The sequence below is a fragment of the Bacillus sp. EB600 genome, from assembly GCF_024494385.1.
Taxonomy (GTDB): Bacteria; Bacillota; Bacilli; order Bacillales; family Cytobacillaceae; genus JAEVLT01.
Map to the genome: position 1 here is coordinate 18,996 of NZ_JAEVLT010000004.1, position 15,672 is coordinate 34,667.

Here is a 15,672-nt window from a genome sequence, read left to right on the forward strand (position 1 = left end):
AATTAATATTCTATTCGCTTGTTATTTACACAAAATTTACAATATATTAACATTACAGTTATTCTTAAATAGTTATAAATAAATAAAGAGAAACCTTCCAAGGCTTCTCCTCTATTAAACAGCTCAGCTCTATTCTTTTCTGGCATTGCTTATCTCCTGTATTTATGCATATTTGCGCCCATTAAGTTCCTCAATTACTGCCGTATAATCCCAAAGGATTTTATCAAAAATCTTATCCCACTTTTGCAGTAACGCGTACTTTCTTCCTTCCCAGCCCATTTGCAGGCGTCGGCTTTCATTCGCTAGGAGCTGTTGTATGGAATGAGAAAACTGTTCTATGCTGCCTGGACTGCATAAGTCCCCAGTGATTCCTGGTTTAATAATACTTTTAACACCTCCCGCATTCGCACCTATTACCGGCGTACCACTAGCAAGTGCTTCAAGGACTACATTCCCAAACGTTTCAGTTGGCGATGGAAAAATGAAAAGATCTGATGTAGAATACACCTCTGCTAATTGTTGGCCTTCTAAATAGCCTGTGAACCTCATGTTTGCTGGGGCTTTTCGTTGGAGTTCCTCCCGCAATGGACCATCACCAATCATTAACCAGTCAATCTGGTTATTCATCTTTAAAGGCAAGGAACGGGATACCTCAAGCAAAGTATTTACATCTTTTTCAGGTGCTAATCTGCCCACATAGGTCAAAAGAAATTTTTTGGAAAGTCCATATTTCCTACGGATGTTCTTTTTATCATATAAAGGATGAAAAAGCTGACAGTCAACCCCTCTGGGCCAAACTTCCAGATTGGTAAAGCCATTGTGTTTTAACTGATTTAGTGTCTCCATTGACGGAACAAAGAGTTTGCTGCAAGGTTTATGAAACCAATTCATATATTTCCAGAGTGGCTTCGAAAGAAATTCAAGGTCATAGTATTGCAAATAATGTTCGAAATCAGTGTGATAGGAACCAACAAGTGGAATTTTACATTTTTTTGCAAAATAAACACCACAAAGGCCGATGTTAAACGGGGTAGCTACATGAATTAAATCTGGCGAAAAACTTTGTAATTCAGTTTTAATTCTAGAAATATTCGGAAAAGCCAGACGGCATTCAGGGTATAAGAAAAAGGAAAGGCTTTTAAAACGATGGATACGGTTGGAAGCATATTCGTTAGTAGGAGAATCAGGTGCAAAAATTTTATAAGAGATATTTTGAGCAGCCAAATAATCAGTAAATCGGTGAAGAGTTCGAGCAACACCGTTAATGTCCGGGTAAAAAGTGTCGGTGAAAATCGCGATTTTCATACTTTCCCTCCCAGCTGAAGCATTATTTTTTAATCATACTAGGTCAATTATTTGCGTTAGCATGATTAACGTCAGGCCTTCCAACTGACCGATAAGTAATTGGATACTTCTTAATCTCTTGAAGGGGATAACAATTCCTTCCATCTATTACGATTGGGTCTTTCATATAAGTGCTATACACCTCTAAAGAAATATGCTTAATTTGATCCCATTCGGTTGCAATGATTGCAATGTCGGCCCCCATTAGCGCCTGGCGAATATTGAAGGCATACTTTATGGTATTTCCTAGTAGTTTTTCTGTATTTGAAATGGCAATTGGATCATATCCAGTAACAATGGCACCCTCCTCAAGTAAATCTTTAACAATGGTTAAAGAGGCTGCGTTTCGGACATCGTCAGTATCCGGCTTAAACGCTAAGCCAAGCAAGGTTACTTTTTTGCCTTTTAATGACCCGATTATCTCCTTTGCCTTCATAACAGGTAAAGAATGCTGGCGGTTATTTACTTTAATAACGGCATTCAACAATTCAAACCTGTGTTCAAAGTTGCCGGCAAGCTGGACTAGTGCTTTTGTATCTTTAGGAAAACAAGATCCTCCAAATCCTATCCCGGCATTTAAAAAATGATGTCCAATCCGTTTATCAGAGCCGACTCCATAAGCTACATCATCTATATTGGCTCCAACTTTTTCACAAATGTTTGCAATTTCATTGATAAAACTAATTTTGGTCGCTAAAAAAGCATTGGAAGCATATTTAATCATTTCAGCACTTTTGAGTTCCGTTTTAATAATAGGTATTCCTAGTGGTAAATATAGTTTCTCGATGATCGCTGCTGAGTTTGGATTATCCGAGCCAATCACGATTCTATCTCCATTGAAAAAATCAAGGATCGCCGAGCCTTCGCGAAGAAATTCTGGATTAGCAACTACTTCTATATTGAGATTTGGAGGCTTGTGGCATTGAAGAAGCTTTTTAATGAAGCTATTTGTTCCAACTGGTACTGTGCTTTTGGTGCAAACAATAACATCCTTTTTGATATGGTAAGCAATTGTTTTTGTAATAGAATGAATGTAAGTTAAGTCTACAGACCCGTCATGTTTTTCGGGCGTTCCCACTGTATTGAAAATAATATCACTTTTAGAAAATGCATGATCAGGATTCATCGTGAAATTTAATTGACCATTACCAAGATTTTTTCCCAAAAGAGGCTCTAGTCCCGGCTCGTAAATGGGAGATCTTCCGTTTTGAAGCATATCAATTTTTTCTTTTTCAATGTCTATGCATGTTACTTGGTGCCCTATCTCTGCTAAACAAGCACTGGTAACTAATCCTACATATCCTGCTCCAGCAACGGTAATCTTCATCCAATCCCTCCAAATAATTAATTACTTTTATTTTATTGGAAAAATTCGATTTTTTTCTAAACCTAGTGTAAAAGTAGTGTTAAAAACATGTATATCTGTGTCTAATTCCTATATATTTTTAGCCAAGTGAGCGCATTGTAAATTTCTAGGACTTTGGGAAAAATAAAAGCAAATGCAGCTGGGAGGAATATATGTGGCGGCTAACAAAAAACAATACAATAAAGAGTCTGTTGAGGCCAATCAAATGATGGATGAAAAGTTTAAAGATTATCGAACAGGAAGTTTTTCTGCGGCAGGTTCCGAAGTAGAAAGCGCAAATCAGCAAATTCAAAAACAGTTTTATGAACATGAAGAAAGTAACAATTACCTTCCTTTCCATGTTGAAAGCGGCGTCCCGCCAATAAAAAAATAAACTATTCCACCAAAACTAAAAGCGGGGCTGTCCGGAAATAGACAGCCCCTGCTCTCGTTTTTCATTATTTTTTGATTTTAGTTAACTCTTTATTAAGGGTATACATCACTTTATCGGTAAACACATCTTCTGCCATTGAAGCGACAATTTCTAATGTCATTCCCTCTGCCATCGCAAACATCGGATGGTCTTCATTAAAGCCGGATAAATACTTGTCCATCACTTTTCTTGTTTCTGGATTTTTCAAAAGCTCCCCGAGAGTGCTGCGTGTTGAATAAACATCATCGGTAATTTCAATTTCTTCTATTTCAACATCACCTAAATCTGGCATTTGGAACCAGTTTGAAACTAATCCGCCTGTTTCTGCTTCAGGAGCAACATAGCTTAGGTTCGGCTCAGCCACTTTATTGAATCTGGCAGTATCCTCTAAGGAAGCACCATCTTGATGTGAAACAGCCTTGATTTCATTTAGGCCAGCCTGCAATGCCACATTTTCAAACATAAAGGTATGGTCATCACTTGTTTTTGTGCCGATCTCAGCACCGTTTGCATAAAGAGTTACTTCGTCACAGTTTGAATAAACCTTAACAGTGATCTGATCATCCACGCGGTCAACAAAACGTTTGCTTGTGATATGGACAAATTTTTCATCAGACCAATTGGCTTTATACATATAGAAAGCATCTTTTCTAATCTTGCGGTCGTAAGTTACTAACCCTTTATTGTTTCTTCCCTTAACGCCGCCTTCATCGCGAATATTGGCGCCGAAATCAAACATGTTCCACACATAAGTTGCCCAAAGGTATGGACGTGCCCCAAATATTTTCCAAACGGTTTCATGATAAAGGGCATGATACTCTTCTGAATAGTCTTTTACCTTTGGATCGTTATTATGGTATTGTAAGATCCCCTCCGCACCGTATTCAGAAATTCCTAATTTTACCTGTGGATTTGTTTTATGGAATTCATCAAGCCAAGGAGCAAAATCTTCAGTTTTCCCTTGATACCAGCCATAATACTTATTGTAGCCAACGATATCTGTAATATAGTTGTATTCATCTTTATCACTAACAAACATAACGTTGGCCATCGTTGTTAATCTTGTTGGGTCTTCTTTTTTGGTTAGCTCATTTAATTCCTTAACCAGTCTTCTAACTTCCGGCCGGTCTCCGCCGATTTGGATTTCGTTTTGAATGCCCCAGAACATGATCGCCGGGTGGTTAAAGTTTTGTCTGATTAATTCGGTCATTTGCTGTTTCGCATTGATTCCTTCCAATTCTGTTTTAGACATAACCGAAATAAACGGAATTTCCGCCCAAACCACCATACCTTCTTGATCACACAAATCATAGAAAGTCTGGCTGTGCTGATAATGCGCTAAACGGATTGAAGTAGCACCAACCTCTTTGATGATTTCGATATCTTCTTTGTGTTCTTTTTCGGTAATCGCCCAGCCCATATCTTTTCGGTCCTGATGGCGTGAGACACCATGTAATGGCAGATGCTCTCCATTTAAAAAGAACCCTTTTTCGGAATCCACTTTAAAGTATCTGACTCCAAATGGAATCAAAAGCTCATCAACAGTATCGTTGAAGCTTACAAGCGAAACCTTTGCTTCATACATATATGGATTTTTTAAACCATTCCATAGTGTTGGGTTTTGGATCGTTACTGGAACCTCTACTACCTTCGTTTCTCCTGCTGCGAGATTTACTTCTTTTACGGCATAAGCAACTGCTTTTCCAGCCGCATCCAGAATGTCCGCCCAAAGTCTTACTTTTTTCTCTTCGGCATGATCATTTACAACGCTTGACTTAATCGTTAATTGTGCTTGTTCATTCGAAACATTGTCTTGAACAAGGTAAATTCCTTTTGAACCGTAATCCATTAAGTCAAAATGAAGATGATTGGCAATCACAATATTAACATCACGATAGATTCCGCCGTAAAAGGTAAAGTCGGCCATTTGCGGATAGACATCCTCGACAACCGTATTATCTACTTTGACGGCAAGCGTATTTATTTTTCCAAATTCAATTACGTCTGTTAGATCAAAGCGGAAAGTAGAATAGCCGCCGCGGTGCTGGCCAAGATACTTACCATTCACATAAACGTCAGTAACGCTGTTAGAGCCGTTGAATTCAATATATACTTTATTGCCTTCTGCCATAGAAGGAACAGCAAGTTCTTTCCGATACCAGCAAGCGCCTTTATAAAAATCAAATCCATTTGCTCCATCAATGGCATTCCAAGTATGAGGAACGTTGACAACTTCCCAGTTTTCATCGTTATAAGTTTGTTCCATTGCATTTATTTCATCGTGGCGAATAAATTTCCATGTTTGATTTACATTAATTGTTTTTCTCATGAAATTCTTCTTCCTCCTATTTTTCAGTATCAATACTGAAGCGTTTACAAGTTCATCATTTCCATTTACATAAGCAAATATAAGAAGACTATGTCCCACTGGACGTTCCTCTTGTTTATTGAATTTACTTTAAATAAATTATATTATAATATCATCATTAATTATCGCACTATTTTTAGTAAACTAGCACATATTTTACTGTTCAACACTTTTTTGATTTCACTGGAAACTATTAGAGGGTGATATGGTTGTCGGAAAGTTCTTTATTTGAATTGAATGACTTTAATAAAATTTGTCATATGCTGAATACCATGACGAAAATGGATATTCGATTGATCGATCTGGACGAAAATGCCCTGCTTCAAATTGTAGACCATTATCGTCCGTCTGTATTACAAAGCTTTGATAATGAGTATAAAAGGATAAATGATACACTTAAATCTAATCCAACAAATAGCTATTATCACTACATCAATGCTTACGGTCTGGAATACATTGCAGCCGGGATATGGAATAAAGCAGATTTTCATGGCTGCATTATCATCGGTCCTTTTATCTCCAGTCCAACCGTTATGGAGTTTGTGAGTGATATTATTTCCAGGAACAATCTTCCAGTAAGCCAGAGGCAGCAGCTTGAAGGATTTTATAAGTCATTGTCAGTTGTTACCAGGAATGAATATAGTTGCATCGGCGAATTACTGGTGAATATAAGTAAACAAAATTACATCCAGTCCGAAATAATCACCACAGATATCATCGTACCAACTATAAACAAAGAAAAACTAAAAGAAAGTTTGTTTGAAAGTAAACAAATCATTGAGATAAGATATGAAAATGAGAAAAAATTAATGGACGCAATCGCAAAAGGTGACAAAGAGACTGTTGAACATTTTTCAAAAGTGTCAACAAATATTTTGGACTTTTCCAACAGAATACCTGAAAGTCCGATCCGATCGGCTAAAAATATCGCATTGGTTTTAAATACATTGTGTAGGATTGCAGCAGAAAGGGGGAACTTACATCCAATTTACATTCATAATATTTCAGAGAAGTTCGCTATTTTAATCGAAAGATCACCAAATCTAAATCATTTAAAAAGTTTATGCATGGTAATGATCAATGAATATTGTGATCTTGTGAAAATATATTCTACAAAAAACTATAGTCCAATTGTGAAAAAAGCAGTTGATTATATCCATTTCAATCTGGAAGAACCATTAACACTAAATGATATCGCGGCCGCATTAAACGTGAATCCTTCACATCTTTCACGAAAATTTAAAGAAGATACAAATACGAATATCATTGATTATATTAATCATAAAAGAATAGATGAAGCAAAGTTATACCTTCAAAGAGGAAACACATCGGTGACAGAAGTAGCCTTCCTAGTCGGATATAATGATCATAATTATTTTACCAGGGTGTTTAAAAAGATCACATCCATAACACCATCACAATATATGAAAGGCAAAAACAGCGGTTGATTCATCAACCGCTGTTTTATATGTGTTTAAACTTCCTGTATGCAGTATTTAATTACAGTCTTGTTTGCCATTTTTCGCACCAAACAAGTTCATTTGGTGTGCCATTGAATTCAGATTCACCCATGATTTTATCAATTGTTTTCGTAATGGTGATTTCATCATCGTTGTACGCATTGATATAACATTTTACCATTGGGACATCTGTTAAGTGTGTTGTAAAGTTCAATGATACGAATACTGTTGGCACCTCTTGTACATACCAAGGTACTTCATTGCTCATCGCTGTTTTCCATTTAATCCGGTAGTTGTTTTCTGCCCCATAGCCGATAACATCAGCAAAAACTAGTGCAGCATCTACTTCTTCGCGATATTTTAAGGTAGCACCTTTAATACGGGTTGTACCATCGTTAACAGTTACTTCAAAACCGCGTCTTTCTAACTCGGCTACGATAAAATCTAACGTTTTGGAGTCGGCTGACATAATGCCGCCTTTTTCTCCTTCTAAGAAATAAAGACGAATACGCTTGTGGGTTTCCGGGCGAATTGGAAGCTGATCAAATGTATTTTTAACTAATGTAATCCCTTTTTCAGCTGCTTCTTTTGCACGGTTGAAATGATCCTCACAGCCGACGACCTTTAAGTCTTCTCTTGTGCGGAGCAATTTGCCTTCTTTTTGAGCATTGTGTAAGCCAATAGCTGCTTTTAAACCTAAGATTCTTTCTAGTGCATCCTGAAGACGTTCTTCCGTAATAACGCCATTTTTATATCCATTTAACATAAAGGTAAAATCTTCATCGATATCGTTAAAAAATAAGAACATATCACATCCGGCAGCAATTGCCTGCGGCACATAATCCTCACGGCGCATGGCTGAAGACATTCCTAACATATGGGTAGCATCTGTTAGAACTAATCCATTGAAGCCTAATTTCCCTTTTAAAAGACCGTTTATTAGTTCAGGTGCTAACGTAGCTGGAAGGATATCTTTATCTTCTAATTCAGGCGCTAATTTCTTTTGGTATTCAGGTAAGGCAATATGACCGGCCATAATGGAATGGACACCATTTTCGATATGGTTACGGTAGACTTTACCATATGATTGTTCCCATTCTTCTACACTTAAATCATTTACGCCCAGAACTAAATGCTGATCACGTTCTTCTACACCATCTCCAGGCCAGTGTTTGATACAAACCCCAATATTGCTTTCTCTTAATCCTTTAATATAAGAGTTTGTATGCTTAATAACTGTTTCAGGGTTTGTACCATATGCACGGGTATTAACGATAGTGTTACGCCAGTTATAAAGGATATCAACACATGGATCAAAGTTCCAGTTAACACCAATTGCTTGTTCTTCACGGCCGCTTACATAACCTGCATCGTAAGAAACCTGCTCATCACCGGAAGCTTCACACATTGCTGCCTTTGCTACATAAGTACCGTCATTCATTGCCCCGTTACCGCCGGCATCACAGTTCGCTGCCACTAATAAAGGAATTTTTGAATTTGTTTGTAAATCATTAAGTAAATCTTGTACTTGTTCTGAGGTACCACCCTGGTAGCGGGCACCGCCGATATGGTATTTTTCGAGAATTTGCTTGTTTGTTAATTCATTCCCACTAAATTGGTCTTTTCCAAAGAAAAATAAGTTAATAAATAATTGTCCAATTTTTTCTTCATCTGACATACCAGAGATCGTATCTTTTACCCATTTAATATCTTCGTCAGAAAGATTGTATGGCTTAGCTTTTAAATCAACTTTTGCCATAGCAATATTTTCGGCAATTTTTTGTACCATGACTTTTTCTCTCCTCTTAACTTTACTTGCTTAAGTTAGCATTAAATTCATCAATTAACTGTTGTTGATAGTCTCCGCCAAAGCTTCCATCAATAAATTTACCTAAGCTTTCAGTTCTGAAACGATCCCAGGAGAATTTTTCTTCGCCAACCAGGATTGGATAATAGAAAACGCCGTTCTTATCGGCAGCATCTAAATCTCCAGGTGCATCGCCAACCATTAATACATGGGTATTATCGAAACCGAATTTTTTCATTTGCTCGATACAATACGCTTTTGTACCAGCTTCTTGGCCGAGCATAACATCCACATGGACAGAAAGTTCATGTCTTGTCCATTCGTCTAAAACGGCTGCACCATTGGCAGAAGAAACAATTGCGACATTTGCTACCTCTATTGCAGCCTGCAAGCCTTCTTTTGCTCCTTCAAATGGTTTGTCCTCACCGGACATTTCTTCGATCGTTTTATTAACGGCATGACTCCATTCCAAAGCCAGCTTTAATTGCTCATCGTTTGTTTTTTCGATTTCACTTTTTAACGCAGGATTTGACAGTTCTTTCGTGGTTTCTGTCCATTTTTTGAAAGACGAGATATCGGGCATATCGATTCCTTCAGCTTCTAAAGCAGCAAAGGTCTGTACTACGCCTTTAAAACGATTGATTCCTCTTGTTTGTGTATAAAGATTGATATCGTTCCATACTTCAAGGAAATGATCATTAATATGATGAAGATTCCAGACATTTACAGCCTGAGGACCAAAGGCCTTTCTATGTTTCACTTCCATCGTATCCATTGCACAGCCATCAGAGTCTACACAAACTAAGAACTCTTTCGTCTTCTGAAAATCAGAAATTTTATCTTTCATTCCTTTACCCACCTCTTTGATTGGCTTATGTAGTGCCTACTCCTTATTTTTAGAAAAAAGGAGTTGACAATCCAATAAATGACTAATTTATTGGACATAAATGAAAGGCTGCCAATCCAAACATTGGACTAACAACCTTCTTCATTTTTGTATATCTTTACGAATTAAACTCCTGTGTAAGAAGAGAATCCGCCATCAATTGGAAGAACAACACCAGTTACAAAGCTTGCTGCTTGTTCGCTGGCTAAGAATAATAAGCCGCCAATTAGTTCTTCTGGCTCACCAAATCTCTCCATTGGTGTGCTGCCAAGAATTTTCCCTGTTCTTGCAGTTGGAGTTCCGTCTTCATTAAATAATAATTTTTCATTTTGCTTTGTTACTAAAAATCCAGGTGCAATCGCATTTACACGAATGCCTGATTTAGCAAAATAAACTGCCAGCCATTGGGTAAAGTTGCTGATTGCAGCTTTAGCACCGCTGTATGCTGGAATTTTCGTTAATGGTGTAAATGCGTTCATAGATGATACATTGATAATGACGCTTCCTTTTTTCTCAGTCATCGCTTTAGCAAAGACTTGAGATGGAAGTAATGTACCTAAGAAGTTTAAGTCAAATACGAACCCAACACCTTTAGGATCAAGTTCAAAGAATGTTTTTAGCTCTGGGTTACTTTTTACTGCTTCTGCATTGTAGAATTCATCATCGGTTGTACCGCGTGGGTTATTTCCCCCTGCACCATTAAGAAGTATATCGCATGTACCAAGCTCTTTTTCGACGATTTCTCTTGCTTTTTCAAGTGCTTCACGATCAAGAACATTTGCAGCTACCCCAATTGCTTGTCCGCCTGCTGCTTTAATTTCGCCTGCAACCTTATCTGCTGGCTCTTGGTTAAGATCAAGAATAGCAACTTTTGCGCCGCATTCTGCTAAAGCTTTAGCAAAATAAGATCCTAATACACCGCCACCGCCGGTTACAACTGCTACTTTGTTTGTTAAATCTACTTTGAATGGAACTGCCATTTAAGAATCTCCTCCTCATGTTTCGTAACGTTTTCTATTTTTTGTTTATTAACGTTTTCTACTTTTTTGTTCTGCTTCCCATAAGCCGTTCAGATAAGTAGCACCTAATGCCCGGTCATATAAACCATAGCCTGGTTTTCCTGTTTCTCCCCAAATCATGCGGCCATGGTCAGGGCGGATTGGTCCAGTATAATCAAAATCAGCCATTGCCCGAATCACTTCATACATATCAATGGAACCGTCTGCTGATAAATGGCCTGATTCTTGGAAGGATCTTCCGCCTGTGTGCTTAACATTACGGGCATGGACAAAGTGTACACGGCCCTTCTTACCAAAATAACGTAGCATTTCAGGGAAATCGTTCTTTGGATCAGAGCCAAGCGAACCACTGCACATTGTTAAGCCGTTATATGGGCTGTCAACAAGAGAAATAAATCTTTCCAGATTTTCTTTATTTGTAATAATACGTGGAAGACCAAAGATATCCCATGGTGGATCATCCGGATGGATCGCCATTTTGACATTTGCTTCCTCAGCAACAGGGATGATTTCTTTCAAGAAATATTCAAGGTTTTCCCATAGTTTTTCATGATCAACATTTTTATAGTGATCAAATAATGTTTGAAGTTCTTCTTTTTTGTAGCTTGTATCCCAGCCTGGAAGTTGTAATTCCCCAGTTAACGGATCCATTTTATCAACAACAGATTCTTCAAAAATTAGTGCTGTTGAGCCATCAGGCAAACGGTAATCTAACTGGGAACGAGTCCAGTCGAAAATCGGCATAAAGTTATAGCAAATAACCGGAATTCCAGCCTTCCCTAGGTTGCGGATTGTTTCCTTATAGTTTTCAATATATTTGTCACGGGTTGGAAGACCAATTTTGATATCCTCATGGACCGGAACGCTTTCAATAACTGAAATGTGTAAACCAGCTTCTTCCACCGTATTTTTTAATTCGTTAATTTTATCTAGCGGCCAAGACTCGCCAACAGGGATATCATAAATAGCTGTAACAATCCCTTTCATCCCCGGAATTTGACGGATATATTCCAAAGAGATGGAGTCAGATGGACCGTACCAACGAAAACCCATTTCCATATTGTTATTCCTCCTTTTTAATTAACGTCTATACTAAAGTAGTTTTTAGCGTTGTTATAACAAATATTCTCAATTAGCGTTTGCAATAAAGCCTGGTCATTAGGGATTTCTCCATCTTCAACCCATGTTCCAACTAAATTACATAGAACCCGACGGAAATACTCATGACGGCTATACGAAATAAAGCTTCTTGAATCAGTCAGCATACCGACAAAATGGGCAAGTAATGCTTGATCTGCTAAAGAAGACAATTGGCGAATCATGCCTGGTTTCGTATCGTTAAACCACCAGCCGGAACCAAATTGGATCTTACCTGGAACACCTGCTTCAGTCTGAAAGTTTTGAATGGTGCTTCCAATCAAATCATTGTATACAGGATTAAGATTATAAATAATCATTTTAGGAAGTGAATCTTCCAAATCAAAGGCATTAAGCAATGCATTTAATGGTGGAGCAACTTCACCTTGATCATTAATGGAATCAAAGCCAACATCTGGTCCTAACCTTTTAAACATTTTTAGATTATTATTTCGAATAGCCCCAAAATGGATTTGCATTGCCCAATCTCTCTTTTTGTAGCATTTAGCTAGGAACAAAAGAATGGCTGTTTTAAATTTCTTTTCATCTTCCAGGCTAACTTGATCTCCATTTCGTCCGGCCTGGAATATTCCATCTAATTCACCTTCGTCGAAAGCTGCAAAAGGTATATCAGCTAAGCCATGGTCAGAAATACGGCCGCCCTTATCGTGGAAGTATTGGACTCTTTCTTCTAATGCCTGCGAATATTCAGCAAACGTTGAAAAAGTTTTATTTGTAACTTTTTCAAGCTTGTTAACAAAATCAACAAATGTTTCTTTGTTAATTTCTAAACCTTTGTCTGGACGAAAGGTTGGGAGAACTTTAACATCAAAATCTTTGATTTGTTTAATTTGGTCATGATATTGAAGGTCATCCGTTGGATCATCTGTCGTACAAATTACTTTCACATTTGAGCGTTTAATTAATCCTTGTACGGAATAATCATCCTGCTTTAATAATTCATTACAGTGATCATAGACTTTTTTCCAATTATTCTCATTAAGTAACTCATCGACACCAAAATACTTTTTTAATTCGATGTGTGTCCAATGATAGAGCGCATTTCCAATCGTGTTAGGAACTGTTTTTGCCCATGCCTGGAATTTTTCTTCATCGCTGGCGTCTCCTGTGATAAAGCGCTCATCGATGCCGTTTGCTCTCATACCTCTCCATTTATAATGGTCTCCTGCCAGCCAAAGCTCCGTGATCGTGTTAAACCTCAGGTTTTCAGCAATCTCCTTAGGAGATAGATGGCAGTGATAATCATAAATTGGCATTTTTTCGGCATAATTATGGTACAAATCAACGGCTGTTTTATTATTCAACATAAAGTTGTCATGAATAAAGGAACCCAAGTAAAACACCCTTTCCAATTCCATCATTTAATAAAGGTTAATCATATCCACTTATGTACTTTCTGGGTGCTCTACAAGTTTTATGCTTTTATGGAGGCTAGCTTATCCATAAACTCACTTGCTACTTTTTGAACAGAACTGTAGTCACCAGCTGTTACACCCTTTGTTAATGCACTGCCAATTCCTACTGCAAATGCTCCGTTATTGACCCACTTATCAATATTGTCTAAGCTTACGCCGCCTGATGGCATTAATTGAACATGAGGAATAGGTCCTTTCACGTCTTTAATAAAGGAAGGTCCTAGCAAACTTCCTGGGAAAAGCTTGCAAACATCTACACCAAATGTTAAAGCTTGCATTATTTCTGTTACTGATCCGCAGCCTGGTAAATAAGGAATAGCATAGCGATTACACATCGTTGCAATAGCACCGTCAAAGTGTGGACTTACAACAAAACGAGCTCCTTTCATAATCGCGATTCTTGCTGTTTCTTCATCCAAAACAGTTCCTGCCCCGATGATCATTTGGCTATCTCCGTGTTGAGAAAGCTCAGCAATAGCATCTTCTGCCCCTGGTGTCGAGAAAGTAACCTCAAGTGAACGGATACCACCCTTAAATGCCTGCTTCGAAATTTCAACCGCATCTTCTTTATTCTTACCGCGGATTACTGCCACTAAATAGCCTTTATGCATCTCACTTAACACTTCGTATTTTTGTAACATTTGTTATCACCTGGCCTATCTATATATTTCAAAACGTAACTCCATTAAAATTATCTGCTATTTTCAAACATGGTAAATAAACATAAAATTTCATATCTCATTTGTGATAGAAACCAAACACGTTTAGGTTGTTTATTATTTGTAAAAATATACTTATCTAATTCAACTAGCTTTAATAGTCACCTACTTTAGAACCTCATCCCCCTTTTTCATCTTGCATACTTGTATACTAGCACAATCAATTTATTTTTGCTATTAAAAATAACACTTATTCAAAATTTCTTTGCCTTTTTTTAAATCATTTCTTGAAGCTTACTTTTAACAGAGCCAAATTCTGCAACTAGAACAACTTAAAACAAATCATTAAAGGCAAAGAGCCTGATTAACTTCTTAACCAGCCTCTTAACTATACCTTACCCTTACAGGTTATTGCCTGTTTTTCTTTTTTCAGTTAAATCAGCAGCAAGCTGATTTGTACGCTTTTTATTCAAGGGATAAAGAAATACCAAAATTAAGAAAACCACAATGTAGACTGCTGCAGGTATTAACGTAGCCAGCGTATGAATTCCATTAAGGACGTGCTGCGGCTGCACCTTTAGCGCTGCATTGTATCCAATTGCTCCAATTACAGCCCCCCCAAGACCGCCAGCAATGGCTTGTCCGACCTTGCGGGCAAATGAATAAATGGAGTAGACTGTTCCATCTTCACGCAACCCAGTTAAAAACTCATGATAATCAATTACATCTGTTACAAATGCCCAAACAACAATATTAAAGAAGGCAAATCCAAACATACCGACAGCTGAAAGGATTACATATACAGTTGCACTAATATTTGGCATGAAGAATAACAAAAGATATACAATTGCAGCTAGTGCCATACCTGCTGAAGCAATTTCTTTTTTACCATGCGTTCGTACTAAAGGGTTTGCTATTGGTACGGCAATAAACGCTGACACCGATTGAACAATCCCAATAAAGCTTAATATTTTTGCATTGCCAAAATAATCCTTAAACAAGTACACGTTAACAGTACCAATGAGCATCATGTTGATCATAAATAATAGTGAAGCAATTAGAATCCAAATCAAAGGTTTGTTTTTCATAAGACCTTTAAATGTTTTACCAAAATCGGCATGTTTCTCTTGGGTTTCAGAGACTACAATCCGTTCGGTCGACATTTTCACACAGGCCATATAACATGCGATGGATAAAATACCAAAGAGGATCGCGGCCATAAAAAAGCGGTTTGCGTCAGCCTTGTTGTTTACAAATACGATCAAAGGTCCTACAGCGCCAATGATCAATTGTGCTGCCATTGACCCCATCGTTCTGTACGTCGATAAGGACGTCCGTTGGACAGGATCATTGGTAATAACAGAGGCCATTGATCCGTAAGGAATATTAACAGTACTATAAAATGTTCCCCAAAGGATATACGTTACAAAAGCATATGCTTCATAAAATCCAGTCGACATTCCGGGAATCCGTAAAAACATTAATATTCCTGCAATGACAAGTGGAAAAGACATCCTAAATATCCAAGGTCTGAATTTTCCGTTTTTACCTGTTTTTCTTGAATCAATAAAACGGCCCCAGGTAACATCGGCAAAGGCGTCCCAGATCCGTGCAATTAAAAACAGTGTTCCTACAAATGCCGGACTAATTCCGAACACGTCCGTATAGAAAACCATTAAGAAAGAACTGACGAGAATGAAGAAGAAATCGTTACCAAAGTCGCCGAATAAATAACCAATTTTATCTTTCATACCAAAAGTATTCATCATTTTTCCTCC

Annotated in this window: 12 protein-coding genes; 2 read left to right on the forward strand and 10 right to left on the reverse strand. The window is 37.7% G+C overall.

What is annotated here, in order from left to right; all coding sequences use genetic code 11:
• Positions 1 to 162: 162 nt before the first annotated feature.
• Both JN080_RS05975 and JN080_RS05980 read right to left on the reverse strand, forming a co-directional pair.
• On the reverse strand, positions 163 to 1,305 hold the full coding sequence (locus JN080_RS05975; protein ID WP_256235013.1) for a glycosyltransferase family 4 protein: 1,143 nt from the start codon (positions 1,303 to 1,305) through the stop codon (positions 163 to 165).
• Between the two features lie 43 nt (positions 1,306 to 1,348).
• On the reverse strand, positions 1,349 to 2,671 hold the full coding sequence (locus tag JN080_RS05980; RefSeq protein ID WP_256235014.1) for a UDP-glucose dehydrogenase family protein: 1,323 nt from the start codon (positions 2,669 to 2,671) through the stop codon (positions 1,349 to 1,351).
• A gap of 193 nt (positions 2,672 to 2,864) precedes the next feature.
• Here JN080_RS05980 and JN080_RS05985 point away from each other — a divergent pair, with 193 nt between their 5' ends.
• Positions 2,865 to 3,083, forward strand: a complete 219-nt coding sequence (locus JN080_RS05985) for a hypothetical protein (protein WP_256235015.1) — start codon at positions 2,865 to 2,867, stop codon at positions 3,081 to 3,083.
• A 64-nt stretch (positions 3,084 to 3,147) separates the two neighbouring features.
• Here JN080_RS05985 and JN080_RS05990 read toward each other — a convergent pair whose 3' ends face one another.
• Positions 3,148 to 5,451 carry a glycoside hydrolase family 2 protein gene (locus tag JN080_RS05990; RefSeq protein WP_256235016.1) on the reverse strand — a complete coding sequence of 768 codons (2,304 nt, stop codon included), beginning with the start codon at positions 5,449 to 5,451 and terminating at the stop codon, positions 3,148 to 3,150.
• 248 nt (positions 5,452 to 5,699) lie between these two features.
• Between JN080_RS05990 and JN080_RS05995 the strand changes: the two genes are divergently transcribed.
• Positions 5,700 to 6,938 (forward strand): helix-turn-helix transcriptional regulator, encoded by a 1,239-nt coding sequence (locus JN080_RS05995; protein WP_256235017.1) that lies wholly within the window; start codon positions 5,700 to 5,702, stop codon positions 6,936 to 6,938.
• 52 nt (positions 6,939 to 6,990) lie between these two features.
• Here the strand turns inward: JN080_RS05995 and JN080_RS06000 are convergent, their stop codons facing one another.
• The 7 genes from JN080_RS06000 to JN080_RS06030 form a co-directional block, all read right to left on the reverse strand.
• The gene (locus tag JN080_RS06000) at positions 6,991 to 8,739 is read right to left on the reverse strand and encodes a glycoside hydrolase family 3 protein (RefSeq protein ID WP_256235018.1); all 1,749 of its coding nucleotides are present in this window, start codon (positions 8,737 to 8,739) and stop codon (positions 6,991 to 6,993) included.
• Between the two features lie 22 nt (positions 8,740 to 8,761).
• Complete coding sequence (locus JN080_RS06005; RefSeq protein ID WP_256235019.1) at positions 8,762 to 9,604, reverse strand: HAD family hydrolase; 843 nt, start codon at positions 9,602 to 9,604, stop codon at positions 8,762 to 8,764.
• A gap of 164 nt (positions 9,605 to 9,768) precedes the next feature.
• Positions 9,769 to 10,623: an SDR family oxidoreductase gene (locus JN080_RS06010; protein ID WP_256235020.1), complete on the reverse strand. Its 855-nt coding sequence runs from the start codon at positions 10,621 to 10,623 to the stop codon at positions 9,769 to 9,771.
• A 48-nt stretch (positions 10,624 to 10,671) separates the two neighbouring features.
• Entirely contained in the window at positions 10,672 to 11,721 is a 1,050-nt protein-coding gene (uxuA, locus tag JN080_RS06015; protein ID WP_256235021.1) for a mannonate dehydratase, read from the reverse strand.
• A 17-nt stretch (positions 11,722 to 11,738) separates the two neighbouring features.
• A complete protein-coding gene (gene uxaC, locus JN080_RS06020) occupies positions 11,739 to 13,154 on the reverse strand; it encodes a glucuronate isomerase (RefSeq protein ID WP_256235022.1) in 1,416 nt (471 codons plus the stop codon).
• 80 nt (positions 13,155 to 13,234) lie between these two features.
• Positions 13,235 to 13,876: a bifunctional 2-keto-4-hydroxyglutarate aldolase/2-keto-3-deoxy-6-phosphogluconate aldolase gene (locus JN080_RS06025; RefSeq protein WP_256235023.1), complete on the reverse strand. Its 642-nt coding sequence runs from the start codon at positions 13,874 to 13,876 to the stop codon at positions 13,235 to 13,237.
• Positions 13,877 to 14,295: 419 nt separating this feature from the next.
• The gene (locus tag JN080_RS06030; protein ID WP_256235024.1) at positions 14,296 to 15,660 is read right to left on the reverse strand and encodes an MFS transporter; all 1,365 of its coding nucleotides are present in this window, start codon (positions 15,658 to 15,660) and stop codon (positions 14,296 to 14,298) included.
• Positions 15,661 to 15,672 lie beyond the last annotated feature (12 nt).

Excerpts from the sequence above, each read along its gene's own strand:
- JN080_RS05975 (WP_256235013.1), bottom strand. The coding sequence starts at position 1,305 with ATGAAAATCGCGATTTTCACCGACACTTTTTACCCGGACATTAACGGT.
- JN080_RS05980 (WP_256235014.1), bottom strand. The coding sequence starts at position 2,671 with ATGAAGATTACCGTTGCTGGAGCAGGATATGTAGGATTAGTTACCAGT.
- JN080_RS05990 (WP_256235016.1), bottom strand. The coding sequence starts at position 5,451 with ATGAGAAAAACAATTAATGTAAATCAAACATGGAAATTTATTCGCCAC.
- JN080_RS06000 (WP_256235018.1), bottom strand. The coding sequence starts at position 8,739 with ATGGTACAAAAAATTGCCGAAAATATTGCTATGGCAAAAGTTGATTTA.
- JN080_RS06005 (WP_256235019.1), bottom strand. The coding sequence starts at position 9,604 with ATGAAAGATAAAATTTCTGATTTTCAGAAGACGAAAGAGTTCTTAGTT.
- JN080_RS06010 (WP_256235020.1), bottom strand. The coding sequence starts at position 10,623 with ATGGCAGTTCCATTCAAAGTAGATTTAACAAACAAAGTAGCAGTTGTA.
- uxuA (WP_256235021.1), bottom strand. The coding sequence starts at position 11,721 with ATGGAAATGGGTTTTCGTTGGTACGGTCCATCTGACTCCATCTCTTTG.
- JN080_RS06025 (WP_256235023.1), bottom strand. The coding sequence starts at position 13,876 with ATGTTACAAAAATACGAAGTGTTAAGTGAGATGCATAAAGGCTATTTA.
- JN080_RS06030 (WP_256235024.1), bottom strand. The coding sequence starts at position 15,660 with ATGAATACTTTTGGTATGAAAGATAAAATTGGTTATTTATTCGGCGAC.